Source organism: Clostridium sp. BSD2780061688st1 H5 (assembly GCF_005845155.1).
Lineage (GTDB): Bacteria > Bacillota > Clostridia > Lachnospirales > Lachnospiraceae > Claveliimonas > Claveliimonas intestinigallinarum.
Map to the genome: position 1 here is coordinate 41247 of NZ_SPGT01000015.1, position 20286 is coordinate 61532.

Below are 20286 nucleotides of genomic sequence, written 5' to 3' on the forward strand. Positions count from 1 at the left end.
CTCGTCATTCTCATGCGGGCATACCAGCCCAGGTCATTATAGCACAATTCCATGCCATGACAAGTCTAAAAGGAAAACTCCGATAAGCAGTCCTGTTAAGCAGCTGTCTTTGTGCCGGCCGCTCTCTCCCCGGCATCACAGCGTCACAGCTTCCAGCCTGCCGCTGTCTCCCTGGCGTTCACAAATCTCCGGTAAATGCCCTCCTCCTGCATCAGCTCCTCGTGGCGCCCCCTCTGGACAAGCTTTCCTTTATCCACCACGAGTATCTGGTCCGCATGGCGGACTGTCTTCAGCCTGTGGGCGATCATGAGGATGGTCTTCTCCTTTGTCAGGGCCTCGATGGCCTCCACCAGCTCCTTCTCATTCTCCGGGTCCACATTTGCCGTGGCCTCGTCCAGGATGATGACCGGAGCGTCCTTCATCATGGCCCGGGCGACGGACAGACGCTGCTTCTCTCCCCCGGACAAGGAGGCCCCGCCCTCGCCGATGACCGTGTCATAGCCCTCCGGCAGGGCCATGATAAAGTCGTGACAGCAGGCCTTTTTGGCGGCCTCCACCACCTTCTCCATGGGCGCCTCCTCCTGGCCGAAGCGGATGTTATTGGCGACTGTGTCCTGGAACAGGTACACGTTCTGGAACACAAAGCTGAAATTTTTCATCAGGCTGTCCATGCTGTAGTCCCGCACGTCCACGCCACCCAGCCGCACCTGCCCCTGATCCACATCCCAGAACCGGGAGATGAGGTGGCACAGGGTAGTCTTTCCGCCTCCGCTGGGCCCCACGATGGCTGTTGTGGTCCGCTCCGGGATGTGAACCGTGATCCCGTCGATGACGCGCCTCTTATCGTAGGAGAACGCAATGTCCTCCACATCGATGTCGTGACTTTTGGGCGTCAGATCCCTGCCCTCTGTGTCCATGGGCTGCAGATCCAGGATTTCCCGGGCCTTGTCCACGCTCACGTCCACGGTCCGCAGCAGGGCTGAGTAGTTGCCCGCCGAGTCCAGGCTGGAGTAGACGATAAAGGAGCATATCATCATGGAGATACACACGATCAGGTCCATTGTCCCCTCCAGATAAAACCAGATGGACAGGAGGGTCATGGCCACGCCAGTCATCTTTGTGACAAAATTCTGGGCGCACATGTAGGGGATGAAGGTCTTCTCAAGAGTGAAGTTGCAGTCCTCATTTTCGCTGATGGCCGCGTCCAGCTTCCGGCTCTGGGCGCTCGTCATATTGTAGGCCCGCACCTCCATGATGCCTTGGATATACTCCAGCAGCTTTTCCACAAGGCCTGAGTCGGCGGCAATCTTTCTCGGGGAGACCTTCTCGGATTTCCTCTGCATCCGGCTGTTGGCAAGGAAGAAAAGGAGAAGTCCCGCCAGCACCACCAGGCCGATCCGCCAGTCGTAAAAGAGCAGCATGACCGCGATGATGAGGGTGGTGAGCACGCCCTGGGTGGTGAGCATGACCACTCTTGTCGCCACGTCCCCCAGATTTTCCATGGTGTTGGTGGTGACGGAGGTAATGTATCCTATGCTGTTGTTGTTAAAATAGCCCATGGGCAGATACCGCAGATGCTCCGCGATCTCGATCCTCTTTTCCGCCGCGGTGCCGTAGCCCGCCTCACACTGGATGATAGTGTTGAAATACTTCACGATGAAGCCGCCGATAATGCTGACAAGACAGATGCCCAGGCACTGCCAGATCACCGCCACTGTCACATTCCCCCTGATGACCGCGTCCAGCATGAGCACGATAGCCGGGATTTTCAGGGCCTCAAAGAGGGCCATCAGCACACCGAAGAAGATGGACAGGTAAAATTTGCGCCGGTTCTCTCCCCCGCAGAAATCAAAAAATCTTCTCAGTATCTTAATCATGGAGCTCCCCTCCCTCCTCCTTTTCTGCAGCCCGGTCTTTGACAGACATGTGGGCCTCCCACATCTGGCTGTAGAGGCCGCCCCGGGCCAGCAGCTCCCTGTGGGTTCCCGCGGCGTCCACCCGGCCGTCCCGGATCACAAAGATCCGGTCCGCATCGCAGACAGTGGACAGGCGGTGGGCGATGACGATGAGGGTCTTCCCCTGCACCAGCCTGGCCACGGAGGCCTGTATCACCGCCTCGTTCTCCGGGTCCATGTAGGCGGATGCCTCATCCAGTATCACAATGGGCGCATCCTTCAGCATGGCCCGGGCAATGGCGATGCGCTGCCGCTCGCCGCCGGACAGATGACCGCCGCTGCCCCCTGCCACTGTGTCGTAGCCCTTTTCCAGGCCCATGATAAAGTCGTGGCATCCGCTCCTTCTGGCCACCTCCTCCACCTCCCCGTCCGTGGCGCCAGGGCGGCCCATGCGGATATTTTCCCGGATGGTGTCGTCAAAAAGGTAATTGTCCTGGGAGACGTAGGCGATCCTCCGATTGTACTCCTCCAGGGACAGGTCCCGGATATCCACGCCCCCGATCCGGACGCTCCCCTCCTTCACATCCCAGAGAGAGGCGATCAGCTTGGCGATGGTGGACTTTCCGGAGCCGGATGGTCCCACGAGGGCGGCGACACTGCCCGAGGGTATCTCCATGCTGACGCCGTGGAGCACCTCCCTGTCGTGGTAGGCAAAATGAACGTTCTCCAGCGTGACAGAGTGGTCCGCGGGCCTGGCCCTGTCCTCCTTTGGCCGGTCCAGTTCCTCCTGTGTGAGGATCTCTGTCACCTCCCCGATGATGGTCCCCATCTTTCCCAGGTCGTCTGTGTAGGACATGCAGGTGATAAGGGGCTGGATGAGCCCCACGGACAGCAGGATGATCATGATGAAATCCACCGGGGTCAGGCTGCCATTCCTGACAAAGAGTCCCCCAAAAGGCAGCACCGTCAGGGCCGTGCAGGGAATCACCACCATGCCCAGGGAGAAGGGGATATTGCACTTTCGCATCCAGTCCACGTAGCAGGCCGCCCCCTCCTTTGCCGCCGTGACGAACCGGTCGTAGGAGGTCTTCGCCTTCCCGAATGCCTTGATGACCTCGATGCCGTTGATGTATTCCACCGCTGTGTCATTTAAGGTCTTAGTCTTTGCCAGCACATTTTTGTAGTTCTCCTCGTACCCGATCATCATCATGGAGTAGAACAAAAGTCCCAGGGGCAGGGTGATAAGAGAGATGAGCGCCATCCTCCAGTCAATGGTCAGCATGTAGAGGAACACCAGCACCGGGGCCAGTATATTTCCCGTAAACTCCGGCAGCACGTGGGCCAGCGTGGTCTCAATACTGTCCGTCCTCTCCATCAGGATGTTCTTCAGCGTCCCTGACGGTCTGTCCTTCACGTACCCTAACGGGACCCGGGACAGCTTGTCGCACATCATCCTGCGCAGCTGAGCCAGCACGTGAAAGGTGGCCTTGTGGGAGCAGGCTGTGGAAATGCTGTGAAAGACGACCCTGGCCGTCCAGAACACTGCCATGGCAAGGCCGGACGCCAGATAGGCCTGCCAGTTCCTGTCACCTTCCACCAGTCTGTGTATCATATCCCCCATGATAAAATAGGGAATGATCCCGCAGACCACGCCCACCGCCGCCACCGCCACGCTGACTGCGTAGAGCCCCCTGTGGGTTCCCGCAAATGTCATGACCCACCCCAGGGTAGACCTTTCCTTCTTTCTTTTTGCTTCCAAATGAAATCCCTCCTTTATTCTTACCTTCCGTCTCATCCGTGCGTTAGTTATTTCTAACCGTCTGGCAAAAGAAAAAGGGAATGCTCCCTGTTTTCTCCTCAGCGGCTTTCGCCGCCGCTCTGTGTATCCGCATCTTCACCGGCCTCCCTGGCTTCGCCCCCGTCAAAATCAACGCCCATGATCCGCATCCACCCGCCGGTGTGGAACTCCCTCAGCTGCCGTATCCGCCTGGACGCCGCCTCCTTTTCCATATCGTGGGCCACCATCTCAAACATGCCAGTAAACAGGCCGCTGGAGATCATGTGACACAGCTCCCTGTCTATCTCGGGCATGGGATGTCCTGTGGACTCCACGGCCTCGATGTAGCGGTAGGTGGCCTCCACCTCCTTCTCTGTCATCTCATGGATAAACTGTTCATAGGACGTGCCCCCGGCGGAGCAGATGAGGAGCTTGCATTCTGTGTAATGGTCATACACATAGTCCAGGATCTTCCCTATACAGTCGCCTGTCACCCTGGACATGGCGCCGGTCTGCTCACTGGCGGGCATCTCCCGGATGGCGGCAAGTCCCTGGTCAAAAAAACCCATCACTGCCCTGGCGTGGGGCCCTGCCAGAGCGTCAAAGAGAGCCTCCTTTGTGGGGTAATACCGGTAAAATGCCCCGGTGGTGACGCCCGCCTCCTTCACGATCCTGCGAAGGGAAGCCCGCTCAAAGCCCTTTTCCAGGAATTCCTCCCGGGCCGCCTCAAGGATCCTCTCCTGTGTTCCCTTCTCTTCTTCCATGGCCTTCCTCCCCTTTGTATCCTGCCTCTCCCCGTCGGAAACAGCCTCCGCTGCTGCGGCCCCTTTCACATCGGACCTTCCGGCAGAGATAACAGTGTGTGCTAACACTGTTATCAGTGTATCAGGAAATGTGTCCGGGCACAAGAGGAAGGGCTGTATATGAGATTTTTTCTCAACTGGGATAAAGGTATAAGAAAAGGCAGGCTCCTGTCCTCTGGAGCCTGCCGGCTGTTGACTGATCATTTTCACGCGATTTTGCTGTTATTTCTCTGTCTGTGTCCCCCGCAGGGTCCTGATGTGATGGATGCCGTAGAGGGCAAAGGACAAAAGCAGCATGGCCGCACAGATGCCGATCAGGAGCCGGGATACCCCCTCAGGGATATTGTACCAGAACAGGTGCAGGACCATCATGGCGTAGAGCAGCCAGGTGGTGACCTTTCCGTGCCAGTCAGCCCCGAACACGCTGCCCGTCTTCCGTATCACCAGAAGTCCGGTAATGGCCATGAAGATTTCTTTTACCACCATGATGGCAAGCGGGACTGCCATGAGGGGAAATCTGGTCAGGAGACAGGCCAGCATGGCTGCCTGGGTCAGCTTGTCCGCCACCGGGTCCAGCACCTTCCCCAGGTCGCTGGTCATATGAAAATGCCTGGCTATGAGCCCGTCCGCCGTGTCCGTCAGTCCCGATATCACCAGTACGATGCCGGTCCATATATACTCCTTCTGTACGCAGTACAGCCAGGCAAAGACCGGTATCAGGCAAAGCCGGAAAAAGGACAGGAGATTGGGAATGGTCAGTATCCTGCGGGTTGTCTCTTCATGCTTCATGGCGGGATGCTCCTTTTTATCTTGGCCTCATTGTCCATCTGCCGGACACCGCCGCCCGACAGAAAAGCCCTGAGGTCTGTCTGTGTAAAAGTATATACCAAAGTCAGCCCTCAGGCAAGGCATCCCGGAAAAATCAGGTCAGCCCCTTAATAAAGCTCCCGCACTCTACTCCTCTTCAAAGAGCACCTTCCCGTTTGTCTCAATGACTTTCTTGTACCAGTAGAAGCTGTCCTTCCTGAAGCGGTCCAGCGTGCCGCCCTCCTCCTCTTCCCGGTCCACATAGATAAAGCCGTACCGCTTCTGATATCCGTTCAGCCAGCTCAGAAGGTCGGTAAAGGACCAGGTGCAGTAGGCCAGTACCTGGCAGCCCTCCTCCACAGCTTCTCCCAGCGCCTTGATATGCTCCTTCAGATAGCAGATCCTGTACTCGTCATGTATCTGACCGTCCTCAGTCTTCTTGTCAAAGGCTCCCAGCCCGTTCTCAGAGATGACTATGGGCAGCGCATAGCGGCTCGTAATCTCTCTGCAGCAGAACTGAAGTCCCGAAGGATCGATACTCCAGTCCCAGTCTGTGGTCAGCAGATACGGGTTGGCCGGATTTTTGTAAATCCCCGGCATCCCCAGCTCCTGGGCGGAGCCCTTGACGCCGGTCGTGTTCATAGTCCCGTAGGGAGTGGCCCCGTCCATCGGATTGTACTCGCAGACGCAGCTCTGGTAATAGTTCACGCCCATAAACGTGATCTGCGCTGCCGCCTGTCTGAGAATCTCCTCATCTCCATCAGCCATGTCCGGCGCGATCCCCTTTTTCTTCAGATATGTCATCGCCGCAACAGGATAGCGCCCGTATGCATAGACATCCATCCACCAGTAGTTTTTCAGGTCATCGTAGTTGGCTTTTGCCATAGCGTTGATAGGCCTGCAGTCCAGGGCATAGGAGGGTGTGTAGGCGAAGCTTGCCCCTATCTGTCCCTTCCCGCCCATCTGCCGATAGGCCAGCACTGCCTTTGCATGAGCCATAAACGCATGATGGTTGACCTGATAGAACATTTTCTGGTCATCAAATTTGCCCGGCGGATGCTGGGCTGTCAGCCATCCCAGCGAGGTAAATATATTCTGCTCGTTCAGAGTGATCCAGTACTTCACCTTTCCGTCAAACCTGGAAAACAGCGTTTTTGCATACTGTACATAATCATCGATGATGCGGGGGCTCTCCCACCCCCGATACTCATCGACAAGGGCCTGGGGCAGATCCCAGTGGTAAATGGTCACCATAGGCTCTATGCTGTATTTCAGGCACTCGTCAATGATATCCTGGTAAAAGGCCATTCCCTCCTCGTTGACTTCCCCGGTCCCCTCAGGGAAGATCCTGGCCCAGGAGACAGAGAAACGGTATGTCTTCAGCCCCATCTCTGCCATCAGCGCAATATCTTCTTTGTACCTGTGATAGTGGTCCACTGCCACATCTCCTGTGGTGGCTTTGTAGGTCTTGCCCGGGATGCGCACAAACGCATCCCAGTTCGTCATCCCTTTTCCGCCTTCCTTCCATCCGCCTTCTATCTGATAGGCGGCAGAAGCACTCCCCCAGAGAAATCCCTTCGGAAATCCTGATGCTCTCATCTGTTCCATGTCTCTTCCTCCTTTTCTTTTCAATCAGCGTACTACCAGTATCTCATCAAGCTCCTTCACCGGCCCGGAGGCGGTGGCAGACACATCCGCAAATGCATCCGTGTTGGATACGATGACCGGAGTCGTGATGTCATATCCCGCCTTCACGATCTCATCCTTGTCAAACTCCAGGATAACTTCTCCCTTCTTGACTGTATCTCCGGAAGCCTTTTTCGGATAGAAATATTTTCCCTCCAGATTTACCGTGTCCATGCCTACATGTATCAGCAATTCCACACCGTCACTGCTGGTCATCCCGACCGCATGTCCGGTCTCAAACATCATATCTATCTTCCCGTCAAAGGGGGATGCCACTTCGCCCTTCTCCGGGATGACAGCGGCTCCTTTTCCCAGGATTCCCTGTGAAAATGTAGCGTCCTTCACCTGCTCCAGCGGAATGCACTCTCCCTGGATAGGGCTCAGGATACGGATTTCTTTTCCCTCCGGAAGGGGAGCGGCTGCAGGCTGGGCCTCTTCTGCCAGGATAGCCTCATCCTCGTCATCCTCGTCCACAATATCTTCAAAGCCGATCAGCATAGTGGCGATAAATGCCACAATGACTGTTATGACAATGGTAAGGGCCGCTATCAGAAGGCTGGCTGCTCTGTCCTCCTCCACATACTGGACGATCGTCACGATTGCCGGTGTCGCGATGCCAAAGCACTTCATCTGGAAAAAACCGCCGAAGAGTCCGCCTGCGACAGCTCCGATGCAGGCCCCCAGCATTGGCCTTTTCAGTCTCAGTGTCACACCGTAGAGAGCGGGCTCCGTAATACCTGCCACAAGTGCGGAGAATGCGGAGGAGCCGGCAACCTGTTTGAAGTCTTTGTTTTTGCTCTTTACAGATACGGCGAGAGAAGCAGCACCCTGCGCCATGTTGGAGCATAGCTCACCGATACAGATAAAGTTCTCATATCCGGTTGTTGCGATCATACCGAGCTTTATCGGGGTAAATGCGTGGTGCATGCCGGCCATGACAACAAACGGATAAATACCGGCCACCAATCCGATGGCGATAAAGCCGAGCTGGTCATGGATAAAGTATACGATATCTGACAGGACATTGCCCAGGATTGCCCCCAGAGGTCCCAGTACGATCAGGGCGATCGGTGCCTCGATCAGCACCACCAGCATGGGGCGCAGGAAGTTCTTGGTCACCACGGGCGTAATCTTATCTGCCAGCTTCTCCACATACTGCAGAGACCATACCGCAAGGATGATCGGGATGACCGAGTAGGAATAAGAAGCATAGGTAACCGGGATAAAGCCGAGGAATTTTACCACCTCTCCCGCCTCGTTTGCATTGCTCATCAAGGAAATGAAATTGGGATGGAGCATGATAAGCGCAATGCTGGCCGCATAGTACATATTTGTCCCGAATTTCTTTGATGCAGAGATGGCGATCAAAACAGGCATAAAGAAAAAGGCGCCGTCTCCTATAACGCTTAACAGGTTATAGGTATTTCCTTCTGTATCAAGCACACCTATCATTGGCAGCAGCGTCAGAAGTACCTTGATCATGGCCGCGCCGATGATCGCCGGAATGACCGGTGCCATAATACCAGAAATCGTGTCCATCAGCATGGAGACGACCCCCTTCTTTTCCTGGTTCCGGGGCGCCTTCTTCGGAGCCTCGTTTGAAAAGCTGCCGAGCTTGTTCAGCTCCGCAAAGACATTGGCCACATCATTTCCTATGATGATCTGGTACTGTCCCGCCTTCTTCATCACTCCCATAACACCTTTTGTCTTTTTCACTGCCTCGTCGTCCACAATGGACTCGTCTTTCAGCGTGAATCTCAGCCTGGTCATACAGTGTACGAGACTGATCACATTTTCTTTTCCTCCCACACGCTGCAGGATTTTCTTTGCAACACTTGCGTAATCCATATCTTCACCTCATTAGAATTGATATATGTATCCCGGAAGTCTCCGGAAAAAGAAAGACCTGGCCTTAAAGAGCGCATTTTCCCGGGAAATGCGCCCCTCAGGGCCAGGTCTTGCTTAACTGAATAATAACAAACCTGTGAACTAGCGGTGCTGTTCGTCCAGTATTCTCTTTATATGGATCAGAAGATACAGCTCCTCATCTATGCTGAGCCGGTATCCATACTGCTTTTCAATGAACCGGGCCACCTTTTCCACACCCGTGTAGGCATGCCCGTTCTGTGCCACCATTGCCTGGTATATCTCCTCCATGCTGTCCTGGTAGACCTCACCGTCCAGGACTCTGGATGAGAAGAATTTTAAATGTGTCAGAAATCTCTGATAGGACACAGAATCCTCGTCAAATTCAATCCTGAAATGTATTTTGACAATCTTGATAATGGCATTGATCAGCTCTGTCATCTTCTGCACATCCGAAACCTCGTTGCTCTCAAGCTCTGAGGATATGATATGCATGGCGATAAATCCCGCCTCGTCTTTTCCCAGGTCAAAGTCAGTCATACGCCGTATCCACTCAATGGCCTCCTGAGCTACCCTGTATTCCTGGGGATAAAATTTTCGGATCTCGTGTCGCATCAGATTCTTAAGGCTGATACCTCTCTGGTATCTCTCCACAGCAGAATTGATGTGGTCTGTCAACGTCACGTAGAGGGTATCTCTCACCTTCAGGCCTGCTTCTCTGGAAGCAGTGACTACCTTGCCGGCAATCTCCAGATATTTCTCCGATATTTCCCTCACCACCTGCTGGAGCCTGTAATTGTCCTCCGCATTCTTCAGACAGTAGATCTTCTCCACGCGGGACTTGTCCAGCTCCTCGCCCTTTTTCTTTTTAAACCCGATGCCGGCGCCGGTAATGATGATTTCCCGGCCGCACGGGTCCAGCGATACAACTGCATTTGTATTCAGAACTCTGACGATCTTCACCTGTTCCTGCCCCCTCCGGCAAGCATCCAAAACGGCTCTGCCATAAAAAAAACTGCCTATAATACTATTTATCCCAGTCAGTATTATAAACAGTCTTGCTTACCATTACGTAATAACAAACTTAATTTACTTGTATATATTAACAGCTCTCGGTCCATTTGTCTATAGCTATTTTTCTTTTCATCATATATCATAACTTCCCGCTCTTCTTTTTATGCAATATTTCCAAAATCATTCCCTCTGCCTCGGAGCCGGAAACGGCCTCCTTCTGAAACCCTGACCGCCATTCCCTTTTCGGACTTCGCATTTCTATCTCAAACATATTGTACGTCACATTCTCCTTGACATTTGCCTCTCTCTCTGTTATATTGATAATCAGATTATCGGTAATCAAATTATCAGTTGTTTTCCATGCAAAGTAAGGAGGCACGACCATGGCAGTACCCGACCATTCCATTGACCCGCGCATTATCGAGAGCGCCCGGAAAGAATTCCTGGAGAAGGGTTTTGAGAAGGCGTCCCTGAAATCCATCTGCGAGGGCGCAGGTGTCACCACCGGTGCCCTCTACAAGCGCTACAAGGGCAAGGAGGACCTGTTCAGCGCCACTGTACGGCAGACCGTGGAGGAGCTGTACTCTGTGGCGTCTCAGCGGGGGGACAGAGAGCTTTCCCTCATGTCCGACGAAGAGCTGATCAAAGCGTGGGACATGGACCACTCCGACATGATGTGGTGGTTCCGATACCTCTACGACAGGCACGATGATTTCTACCTGCTCCTTGCCTGCTCGGAGGGGACCAGGTACTCCCGCTTTGCCCACGACTGGGTGGCCCTCCTCACAAAAGCCACCAGCGCCTTCCTGGAGGAGGCGAAAAGGAGGGGGCTCTGCAGGAAGGATGTGAATCCGGATGAGCTCCACATCCTCCTGTCCGCATTCTGGACTACCATATACGAGCCCTTTATCCACCATTTTACATGGGAGCAGATCGAGGCGCACTGCCATATCGTGTGCAGGCTGTTCAACTGGCACCAGGCCCTTGGCTTCCGGACGACAGAGCCGGGGCAGGAAAGCAGCCTCTCCCCCTAGACACGCCCCTCACAGCCCCTCTCTTCGGGGAGGGCTTTCTTTTCTCTCGTAAGTTAGTTTGTTCTAACCCAGAAAGGAGGTTTAAGACATGTTTAAAAAGGTTCTGGAATATGCCGGGGAATACCGCCGGACCACCTATGCGTCCATAGCAGTCATGCTGCTGGGCGTGGTCATGAGCGTACTCCCCTATTTCTTCATCTACCGGCTCATCGCCCCGCCTCTCACCGGGGAGCTGGCAAATCCCGGTCAGTCCCTTCTGTGGGCGGCGGCCATCGCCCTGTGCGGGGTGCTCTACGCTCTGCTCTACGTGAAGGGCCTGTCCCTCTCCCACCGGGCTGCCTACAGCACGCTGCGCAATCTCCGGGTCTCCCTGCAGGGCCGCCTGGAAAAGCAGCCCCTGGGAGTCATAAAGGAGAAGGGCACAGGCACACTGAAAAAAATGTTCATCGACGACATTGACTCCATCGAGCTCCTGCTGGCCCACGCCCTGCCCGAGGGGCTGGCCAATGTGGCTGTGCCGGTCTTTGTGTTCATCGCCATGTTCTTCGTGGACTGGAAGCTGGCCCTGGATGGCGCTGTACAACAGCATCCTTCCCTGCGTGGCCCTCTTCACCCTTCCTGTGGGTGCCTTCCTTGTCCTGAAAGACTACTCCACCCTGCCGGACCTGGCCCTGGTGCTCTGCATGTCCTTCGGCACAGGCGCCCCTCTTCTCAGGGCCCTCTCCTTCCTGGCCGCCATGCCCCAGGTGAGCTACAAGATCCATGCCCTGGAGCAGCTCATGAGCGCCCTGCCCCTCGCCCAGACAGAGGCTCCCTTCTCCGGCAGGGACCACACAGTCACCTTTGACAGGGTACATTTCGCCTACAGAGAGGAGGAGGTGCTCCACGGCGTCTCCCTGACTGTGCCGGAGGGAAGCCTGACCGCCCTGGTTGGGGAGTCCGGCTCCGGGAAATCCACCCTGGCAAAGCTCCTGGTCCACTACTACGACGTGACCGGCGGAGCGATCCGCCTGGGCGGCCAGGACCTGCGGGACATGAGTCTTCAGGCTTTGAACGACCAGATTTCCTACGTGTCCCAGGAGCAGTTCCTCTTTAACACAAGCCTTCTGGAAAACATCCGCGCAGGCCGCCTGACCGCCACCGACGAGGAGGTCATGGAGGCCGCCGGGAAGGCCCAGTGCATGGAATTCCTGGACCGGCTGCCGGAGGGCATCCACACCATGGCCGGGGACGGCGGAAAGCAGCTCTCCGGCGGGGAGCGTCAGCGGATCTGCCTGGCCCGGGCCATCTTAAAGGACGCCCCTGTCATCGTCCTGGACGAGGCCACAGCCAGCGTGGACGCGGACAATGAACAGTACATCCAGGAGGCCATCAGTGAACTGTGCCGGGGCAAGACCCTGCTGGTCATCGCCCACCGGCTCCACACCATCCGGGACGCAGACCAGATCCTGGTCATCCAGGATGGCCGCATCGCCCAGCGGGGCACCCACGACCTGCTCATGGAGGAAGGCGGTCCCTACCGGGACCTTGTAAGCGCCAGGGAGCAGAGCCAGGGCTGGAACCGCAGGCCGGCTTAGAAACAAGCGGCCCAGGATCTCACCCCAGGGCCGCAGCAAGACAGGACAGGGCGCCTGGAACTTTGTTCCCGTCGCCCTGCATCCGTCCACTGCCCCCGCCGGCTTCTCGTCTGTAAACAGGATAGCAACCGGATAAAGTCAGAATTTTAATTTCTCACACAACACACTCTTCATACAGACCTCCGTCAGATTTTTCTTTCTGCTTAAGATTACATATCTAAGATCTCAGCCTTATCCCCTTCCACAAGTATGGCCTGCTCATCCGTAATGACCTTCAAATCCAGCTTGTCTCCATATGTCTCAATGATCTTCCGTGCCCCCTCCCCCATCTCTTCGTTGTCCAGGTGGGGAACCACATAGAAGTCCACCAGTCCGAGGGCGGAATAGGTTTCAAGCTCCGGGGCCTTCTCCGGGGCGTCCATAAGATCACAGTATCCGATGTCCGGGCAGGCCACGACAGCACCCGCCGACTCGCCTATGTACAGCTTGCCCTGCTCCACCTCCCGGATCAGCAGTCTGTCCGCTCCGCTCCTTTTCAGCTCCTGCAGCAGGAAAAAGGTATTGCCCCCACCCACAAAGATCAGGTCATTCTCTGTCAGACTGTGGAAAATCTTTTCCCGGGAGGCAGCGGAGACATCCAGCACGTCCACCTTAAGTCCCAGGCTTTCCAGCATTTCCGTCTCTTCCTTTATCATTCCGTTTACGATGGCCGCATCGCCGTCCGCTTCCCCTATAATCGCCGTGGGGATGTACGACACCGTTTTTCCCCCAAGGTCAGGCTCCTCTCTCTTTAAAGTCTCCAAGACCCGATGCATCATGGAGACCAGTAAAATCTTCTTCATATTCTCCCTGTGCTCCTTACATTCTTCTATTTGTCGTAATAAAACTCCGTCCATTTTCCCCGATATGACAGGCAGGGAAGGGAGGGATGCTTCGTCCCCTTCAGTGTGCCCTTTTTCAGCTCCACGGCGTCCTCCAGGTTTCTCCTGATATATTCGGGCTCAACCGGATACGGGTGATGGCAGGGGATAATCGTCTCCACCTGGTCTGCCAGGACGCACAGCTTTTTCTGGCTCTCTATGTACAGGTCCAGACTGCGATGATCCCCAAACATGAAAATCGGCCCGCCCTTCTGTACAGAGTCGCCGGGCAGAAGCAGCTTTCTCTCCCGGTCCAGAAGCGCCACGCTCCCGTATGTATGGCCCGGTATCTCGACCACCTCCAGGCAGTAGCCGCCGCACAGAAAGACATCCCCCTCCTCCAGAGGCTTCAGGGACACCCTGTCTTTTACCAGATGCCAGTCCGCCCTGTGGAGAAATCCTTCTCCAAAATCCTTCAGCCCTCCTGCATGGTCCACATCCCCGTGAGTCAGGACGACTCTCACCGGCAGGCTTGTAAGCCTTCTGACTGCCTGGTGCACCTGGCCGTCCGCAAATCCTGTGTCGATCAGAAGTGCCTCCTCCTCCCCTGTGATCAGGAACTGCCGCACCCGTCCGTCATCCAGTATATAAAAATTTTCCATAAACAGCTTTACATTTGTCATGGGCAACCCTCCTTTTACTGCTCTTTCTATACCTAATCCTGCTTATATTGTAACATTCCGCTCAAACAGCTGTCCACAAATTCACCAATGTGCCCGCTTTATTTTCCAGCGGCCCGCCCTGGAGTGCGAGACCGTGATGCTGAACATTAACTACGGGCACAGCAGGGCCCTGATGGAGAAGTGCCGCCGTCTGAAGGAGTACGCTGTCTTCGTGAACACAGTCCGGGAGAACCTGAAGCGGCCGCTCCCCCTCAGGGAGGCAGTTTCAGCGGCAGTGGATACATGCATTGAAAACAATGTGCTGAGGGATATTCTGCTGGAGCAAAAAGCGGAGGTGATCCAGAAGAAGCTGGCAAAGGGCAAATCTGTAGAGACTATTGCCGGGGAACTGGAGGTGGACACGGATACGGTGAGAAGCCTGCGGATACTCCATAAAAATCCCGATTTCTAAAAAAGGTTCTAAAAAACACAGGGCACCTGGAATGTACTTCCAAATACCCTGTGTTTTATTTACTGTGTTGTTATTTATATTTTTATTTATTCTACCATGTATCAAACAGAGAGAGCTGATTGCTCTCCGGCAGATCCCCGAAAAGTCCCAGGTCATTCATCAGGTCAATGACTGTCTTGCTGACCTTGGTCCTCTGGCGGAAATCGTCTCTGCTCAGGTATGGGCCCTGCTCAGAGGCAGCCTCCACGGCCTCGGCAGCCTTGTCACCCATTCCTTCGATACTGGAAAGGGGCGGCATCAGCTTGCCGTCCACGATCTGGAAGCGGGAGGCCTTTGCCTTGTAAATGTCAATGGGGACAAACTCAAAGCCCCTGGCGTACATCTCCTGTACAATGCGCATGTCCTTCAGGGTATCCTGCTCCTTCTTGCTCAAAGAGTCCTTCCGTCTCTCGTAATCCTTGATATAGAAATTCAGCTGCTCCTTTCCCTGGCACATGAGCTCATAGGAGAAGGCGTCCGCACGGATCCCAAAGTAGGCCGCATAGTAGGCCAGCGGATAGTTGATCTTGCAGTAGGCGATCCGGTAGGCCATCATGACATAGGCAGCTGCGTGAGCCTTGGGGAACATGTATTTGATTTTCTCGCAGGAGCCGATGTACCAGTCCGGCACACCGTGCTCTGTCATATCCTTCTTAAAGTCCGGCCACTCCTTGCATTTCCCCTTTGCCACGGTTCCCTTTCTGACGCGCTCCATGATGGTAAATGACTCCTCGCTGTCCATCCCCTTGTTGATGAGGTAGGTCATGATGTCGTCTCGGGTACAGATAGCTGTGGAAATGGTGGCCTGACCGCTCAGGATCAGATCCTGGGCATTGTTCAGCCACACGTCCGTCCCGTGGGACAGACCGGAGATACGGATCAGGTCTGAGAGGGTCTGGGGTTTGGTGTCCACCACCATCTGGATAACAAAGTCCGTTCCGAACTCCGGGATACCCAGACAGCCCACCGGGCAGCCCCCGATGTCAGAGGGCTTGATACCCAGAGCCTCGGTACTCTGGAACAGGCTCATCACACCGGGGTCGTCCAGAGGAATTTTTGTGGCATCAAACCGATTGTCCGTCTCATTGTACTCATTATCCATAGCAGGAGAGCTGATGTACTCCTCCAGCGTCTTAATCATGGTGGGATCATCGTGTCCCAGAATATCCAGCTTCAGCAGGTTGTGGTCAATGGAGTGGTAGTCGAAGTGAGTGGTCACGATGTCCGTGCTCATATCATTGGCCGGGTGCTGCACCGGGGTAAAGGAATTGATATCCTCCCCCAGGGGCAGGACAATGATACCTCCCGGGTGCTGGCCGGTGCTCCTGCGGATGCCGGTACAGCCCTGGACGATCCTGTCGATCTCGCAGGTCCGCTTTCTCTGTCCCCGCTCCTCAAAATAATTTTTCACAAATCCGAAGGCCGTCTTGTCCGCCAGGGTTCCGATGGTGCCGGCCCGGTAGGTCTGGCCGTCTCCGAAGATGACCTCCGTGTATTTGTGGGCATTGCTCTGATAGTCTCCGGAGAAGTTCAGGTCGATATCCGGCTCCTTGTTTCCCTTAAATCCGAGGAAAGTCTCAAAGGGAATGTCAAATCCGTCTTTTATGAGCATCTCCCCGCACACCGGACACTTCTTGTCCGGCATGTCCATCCCGCAGCCCCCGGCGTACCTGCGCACCTCATCGGAGGTGAAATCGCTGTAGTGACATTTGGGGCAGTAATAGTGAGGACTCAGGGGATTGACCTCCGTAATTCCCGCCATGGTGGCCACAAAGGAGGAGCCAACCGATCCACGGGAGCCTACCAGGTAGCCGTCCTCGTTGGACTTCCACACCAGCTTCTGGGCGATAATGTACATCACGGCAAAGCCGTTGGAGATGATGGAGTTCAGCTCTCTCTCCAGACGCTCCGTCACCACCTCCGGCAGATCCTCCCCGTACATCTCGTGGGCCTTGTTATAGCAGATGTCCCTCAGCATCTGATCCGAGTTGGGGATCACCGGCGGACACTTGTCCGGACGGACAGGAGCAATCTTCTCCACCCAGTCCGCGATCATGTTTGGGTTGTCGATGACCACCTCTTTTGCCTTGGCAGATCCCAGGTATTCAAACTCAGCCAGCATCTCGTCTGTTGACCGCAGATAGAGAGGAGCCTGGTTGTCAGCGTCTGAAAAGCCCTTCCCGGCCATGATGATCCGGCGGTAGACCTCATCCTCCGGATCCAGGAAATGGACGTCACAGGTTGCCACCACGGGCTTGTTGAACTTCTCCCCAAGCCGGATGATCTGCCTGTTGATCTCCTTTAAATCCTCCTCCGAGTGAACCTTGGACACTCTGTCGCTGTCGATCATAAAGGCGTTGTTCCCCAGAGGCTGGATCTCCAGGTAATCATAGTAGTCTACAATGCGGGCAATCCGCTCCTCGGACTTGTCGTCCAGAATGGCCTGGTAGAGCTCTCCGGCCTCGCAGGCGCTTCCCAGGATCAGTCCCTCCCTGTACCTGGAAAATTCGCTCTTTGGAATCCTTGGATGCCGGGCAAAATAATCCAGGTGGGACTTGGAGATCAGGGTGTAGAGGTTGGTCCTTCCAATGTCATTCCTGGCCAGGATGATGGCGTGGTAGGAGGGCATCTTCCGGACCGCGTCCGCATTGTTCTTCACGCCGAACCGGTTCAGCTCCTTCAAGGTATAAATGTCCCTCTCGGCCAGCATCTCCACAAATTTTTCAAAGATTTCCGCCGTAGCTCCCGCGTCGTCCACCGCCCGGTGATGATTTTCCAGTGAAATGTTCAGGGCCTTTGCCACAATATTCAGCTTGAATCTGGACAGGGTAGGCAGGAGCACTCTGGCCATGGCCACTGTGTCCACAGAGGTAAAATCCGGCTGGATGTCCTGATAGCGGCAGTTCTGCTCGATAAAGCTGACGTCAAAGGAGGCGTTGTGGGCCACCAGCACGCCGTCCCCCACAAATTCCAGAAATCTGGGCAGCACCTCCTCAATGGGAGGGGCGTCTAAAACCATGGTGTCCGTGATGCTGGTGAGCTGGGTGATCTTAAAGGGAATGGGGATCTGGGGATTTACAAAGGTGCTGAACCTCTCCGTTATTTCCCCCTTCTCCACCTTCACGGCCCCGATCTCAATAATCTTGTCCTTGATGGGGCTGAAGCCCGTCGTCTCCAGGTCAAAGACGATAAAGGTCCCCTGCAGGTCCTGTCCCTTCTCGTTGACCGCCACGTCGGACAGGTCGTCCACCAGATAGGCCTCCACCCCGTAGATGACCTTGAAGGGGTCGTCCTTATCCAGCGTCTCTATGTAGTGGTTGGCGTCTGTAAACGCCTGCACCACCCCGTGGTCCGTGATGGCGATGGCCTTGTGTCCCCAGTCGTGGGCCCTCTTCACAATATCCTTTACCTCGGAGACCCCGTCCATGTCGCTCATCTTTGTGTGGCAGTGGAGCTCCACCCGCTTCTCCGGGGCTGTGTCCTTCCTTGTGACCGTAAAGTCCGGGATTTTCCGGATGCCTGTGACAGAGCCGATGGTCAGCTCACCGTCAAATTTATCGATGGTGGTGACTCCCTTGATCTTCAGGAACGCCCCCATCTTGATGTCCTGGAGTATGTCCGCCAGCTGGTCATTGCGGACAAACATCTTCACCATGATGGTATCCGTGAAATCCGTCACCGCGTACATAATGATAGTCTTCTCATTGCGGATCTCTCTCGTGTCAAAGCTGATGACCTTGCCCCGGATGGTGATCTCTCCCATCTCGCTGACCACTTCCTTCAGCTCAATAGCCGCATCGTCAAAATCCCGGCCGTAAATGACATTGGGATCGTCGGATTTGCGGTAGGAAGAAAATTCCCGTTTCCGGAAGCCGCCGTTTCCCTTGGAGAAACCGCCCCGGGAGCCACCTCCCTTGAAGCCGCCCTTTGCATCTCCCTTAAGACCGCCGTTTGAGCCGCCTTTTGCGCTGCCCTTTGAGCCGGCTTTGGAGGCAACCCTCTCTCCGGATCCCTCTCCTGTCTTTTTCAGGGAGTCAGGAGCGCCCGCCGTCTCCTCTCCAAAGGCGGCGTCCTCCTCCGCGGATTTTTCCCGCAGAAGCCGCTCCTTCCTGAGGGCCTGGTTTCTCTCCACAATGGCGTCCACTTCCTGCCGCAGCTTCAGGTCATTGTACTTCAGGCTGCTCTCCTTGGGCTTCTCGTAGACCACCCGCACCTCCACAGGCACGTGGAACCGGTCGTTGAACACAGAGGTCAGAAGCTCCACTACAGAGTCTTTTTTCCCCTGCGCTACCACCGTATCCTGGAGAGTCAGGCACATAATGTTGCCGTCCTCAAATGAATAGCGGGATGTCTGAAGCATGTTCCGCTCCACCACGCTTTTTTGCTCCGCCTCCAGGAGAAGGCTGTCGTAGTACTCCCGCATCAGATTTTCCGGCGTGTACTGGGCGGAGAGCTGATAGTCCTCCCGCACCTCGATGCGGACGGGCACTCTGCCGAAAAGCTGCTCCTTGATCATCCTCTCCAGCTCGTAGATCCGCCTCTTCTTGATCAGATGCCGGCTGAAAATGTGCACGCGTATAAAATCCCTTGCGGAGTTGGAGGCCACCTTTGTCACCTCCACCTCCCCAAGGAGCATTTTCATTTCTTCATTTACCTTTAAAGTCGGAAACACTTCAAAAAACAGTTTACTCATTCCAGTGTTCAAGCTCCCATCTCAGTGTGTCCAGCAGTTCTTCTTCCTTTACCTTTTTGACAATCTCACCCTTTTTGATGAGCAGGCCTTCTCCGATGCCGCCGGCAATGCCGATATCGGCCTCCTTCGCCTCGCCTGGGCCGTTGACCACGCAGCCCATGACCGCCACCTTGATGTCGAGGGGAATGTCAGCCACCATCTGCTCCACCTTATTGGCAAGGCCGATGAGGTCGATCTTCGTCCTTCCGCAGGTGGGGCAGGAGACAACCTCAATGCCTCCCTTTCTGAGGCCAAGCGTCCGGAGGATGAGCCTGGCGCTCTTAATCTCCTCCACAGGATCCCCTGTCAGGGAGACCCGGATAGTGTCCCCGATACCCTGACTCAGGATGAGCGCAAGGCCGATGGAGGACTTGATGTTTCCGGACATAAGAGTGCCCGACTCCGTAATGCCCACGTGGAGCGGATAAGGACACTCCCTGGCGATCAGCTCATGGGCCTTCACGCACATCAGCACATCCGAGGACTTGATGCTGACCACCAGGTTGTCGTAGCCCATCCCCTCGATCATATGTACCTTGTCCAGGGCGCTCTCCACAATGCCCTCAGCCGTGACGCCGCCGTATTTTTCCACCAGCTCCTTCTCCAGGGAGCCGCTGTTGACACCCACCCGGATGGGGATCTCTCTCTCCTTCGCCTTCTCCACCACCATCCGGACCCGATCCTCTGAGCCGATATTGCCGGGGTTGATGCGGATCTTATCTGCCCCATTTTCAATGGCTGCGATGGCCAGCCTGTAGTCAAAGTGAATGTCCGCCACAAGGGGAATGTGAATATGCTTCTTGATCTCCCCAAGCGCCAGGGCCGCCTCCTGAGTGGGCACGGCGCAGCGGATGATCTCGCACCCCGCCTTCTCCAGGCGGAGGATCTGGGCCACTGTAGCCTCCACATCCTCTGTCTTCGTGTTGGTCATGGACTGGATGGCAATGGGGTGGCCGCCGCCGATCCACACATCGCCTATTCTGATCTGTTTTGTCTCATTTCGTGTCATAACCGTTCTCCTTCTTTACAAATACTGCTTTTCAAATGTAGCTCTTCTCATCA

Annotated in this window: 16 protein-coding genes; 4 read left to right on the forward strand and 12 right to left on the reverse strand. The window is 55.3% G+C overall.

The genetic code is table 11. The features are described from left to right. Positions 1–143: 143 nt before the first annotated feature. The 8 genes from FGQ86_RS10625 to FGQ86_RS16600 all read right to left on the reverse strand — a co-directional run bounded on the left by FGQ86_RS10625 (position 144) and on the right by FGQ86_RS16600 (position 10119). Positions 144–1877, reverse strand: coding sequence for an ABC transporter ATP-binding protein (locus FGQ86_RS10625; RefSeq protein ID WP_138303986.1), 1734 nt, complete (start codon positions 1875–1877; stop codon positions 144–146). Beyond that, positions 1870–3654, reverse strand: a complete 1785-nt coding sequence (locus FGQ86_RS10630) for an ABC transporter ATP-binding protein (protein WP_347562506.1) — start codon at positions 3652–3654, stop codon at positions 1870–1872. The genes FGQ86_RS10625 and FGQ86_RS10630 overlap by 8 nt, the downstream gene beginning before the upstream one ends. A 98-nt stretch (positions 3655–3752) precedes the next feature. Then, entirely contained in the window at positions 3753–4505 is a 753-nt protein-coding gene (locus FGQ86_RS10635) for a TetR/AcrR family transcriptional regulator (RefSeq protein WP_243127235.1), read from the reverse strand. A gap of 192 nt (positions 4506–4697) precedes the next feature. Further along, positions 4698–5264 (reverse strand): CDP-alcohol phosphatidyltransferase family protein, encoded by a 567-nt coding sequence (locus FGQ86_RS10640; RefSeq protein ID WP_087175084.1) that lies wholly within the window; start codon positions 5262–5264, stop codon positions 4698–4700. A gap of 165 nt (positions 5265–5429) precedes the next feature. Continuing rightward, positions 5430–6890, reverse strand: a complete 1461-nt coding sequence (locus FGQ86_RS10645) for a glycoside hydrolase family 1 protein (protein ID WP_138303990.1) — start codon at positions 6888–6890, stop codon at positions 5430–5432. A 24-nt stretch (positions 6891–6914) separates the two neighbouring features. Continuing rightward, complete coding sequence (locus FGQ86_RS10650; RefSeq protein ID WP_138303992.1) at positions 6915–8816, reverse strand: beta-glucoside-specific PTS transporter subunit IIABC; 1902 nt, start codon at positions 8814–8816, stop codon at positions 6915–6917. 141 nt (positions 8817–8957) lie between these two features. Next, complete coding sequence (locus FGQ86_RS10655; protein WP_138303994.1) at positions 8958–9797, reverse strand: PRD domain-containing protein; 840 nt, start codon at positions 9795–9797, stop codon at positions 8958–8960. 190 nt (positions 9798–9987) lie between these two features. Further along, positions 9988–10119: a hypothetical protein gene (locus FGQ86_RS16600; RefSeq protein ID WP_255349850.1), complete on the reverse strand. Its 132-nt coding sequence runs from the start codon at positions 10117–10119 to the stop codon at positions 9988–9990. A 112-nt stretch (positions 10120–10231) separates the two neighbouring features. Between FGQ86_RS16600 and FGQ86_RS10660 the strand changes: the two genes are divergently transcribed. The 3 genes from FGQ86_RS10660 (at position 10232) to FGQ86_RS16700 (ending at position 12459) form a co-directional block, all read left to right on the forward strand. Then, positions 10232–10882, forward strand: coding sequence for a TetR/AcrR family transcriptional regulator (locus FGQ86_RS10660; RefSeq protein ID WP_033126547.1), 651 nt, complete (start codon positions 10232–10234; stop codon positions 10880–10882). An 88-nt stretch (positions 10883–10970) separates the two neighbouring features. After that, entirely contained in the window at positions 10971–11729 is a 759-nt protein-coding gene (locus FGQ86_RS16695; protein WP_347562507.1) for an ABC transporter transmembrane domain-containing protein, read from the forward strand. Further along, complete coding sequence (locus FGQ86_RS16700) at positions 11662–12459, forward strand: ATP-binding cassette domain-containing protein (protein ID WP_347562508.1); 798 nt, start codon at positions 11662–11664, stop codon at positions 12457–12459. The genes FGQ86_RS16695 and FGQ86_RS16700 overlap by 68 nt, the downstream gene beginning before the upstream one ends. 209 nt (positions 12460–12668) lie before the next feature. On the opposite strand, the gene FGQ86_RS10670 is transcribed toward FGQ86_RS16700, so the two are convergent. Continuing rightward, positions 12669–13301 carry a Type 1 glutamine amidotransferase-like domain-containing protein gene (locus tag FGQ86_RS10670; protein ID WP_033126549.1) on the reverse strand — a complete coding sequence of 211 codons (633 nt, stop codon included), beginning with the start codon at positions 13299–13301 and terminating at the stop codon, positions 12669–12671. A gap of 26 nt (positions 13302–13327) precedes the next feature. Beyond that, positions 13328–14002 carry an MBL fold metallo-hydrolase gene (locus FGQ86_RS10675; RefSeq protein WP_138303995.1) on the reverse strand — a complete coding sequence of 225 codons (675 nt, stop codon included), beginning with the start codon at positions 14000–14002 and terminating at the stop codon, positions 13328–13330. Between the two features lie 133 nt (positions 14003–14135). Between FGQ86_RS10675 and FGQ86_RS10680 the strand changes: the two genes are divergently transcribed. Further along, positions 14136–14453 (forward strand): hypothetical protein, encoded by a 318-nt coding sequence (locus FGQ86_RS10680; protein WP_138303997.1) that lies wholly within the window; start codon positions 14136–14138, stop codon positions 14451–14453. A gap of 91 nt (positions 14454–14544) precedes the next feature. Here FGQ86_RS10680 and FGQ86_RS10685 read toward each other — a convergent pair whose 3' ends face one another. Continuing rightward, on the reverse strand, positions 14545–19185 hold the full coding sequence (locus FGQ86_RS10685; RefSeq protein ID WP_138303999.1) for a PolC-type DNA polymerase III: 4641 nt from the start codon (positions 19183–19185) through the stop codon (positions 14545–14547). After that, positions 19178–20233, reverse strand: a complete 1056-nt coding sequence (gene ispG / locus FGQ86_RS10690) for a flavodoxin-dependent (E)-4-hydroxy-3-methylbut-2-enyl-diphosphate synthase (RefSeq protein WP_033126553.1) — start codon at positions 20231–20233, stop codon at positions 19178–19180. Before ispG ends, FGQ86_RS10685 begins: the two co-directional genes overlap by 8 nt. Positions 20234–20286: the final 53 nt, after the last annotated feature.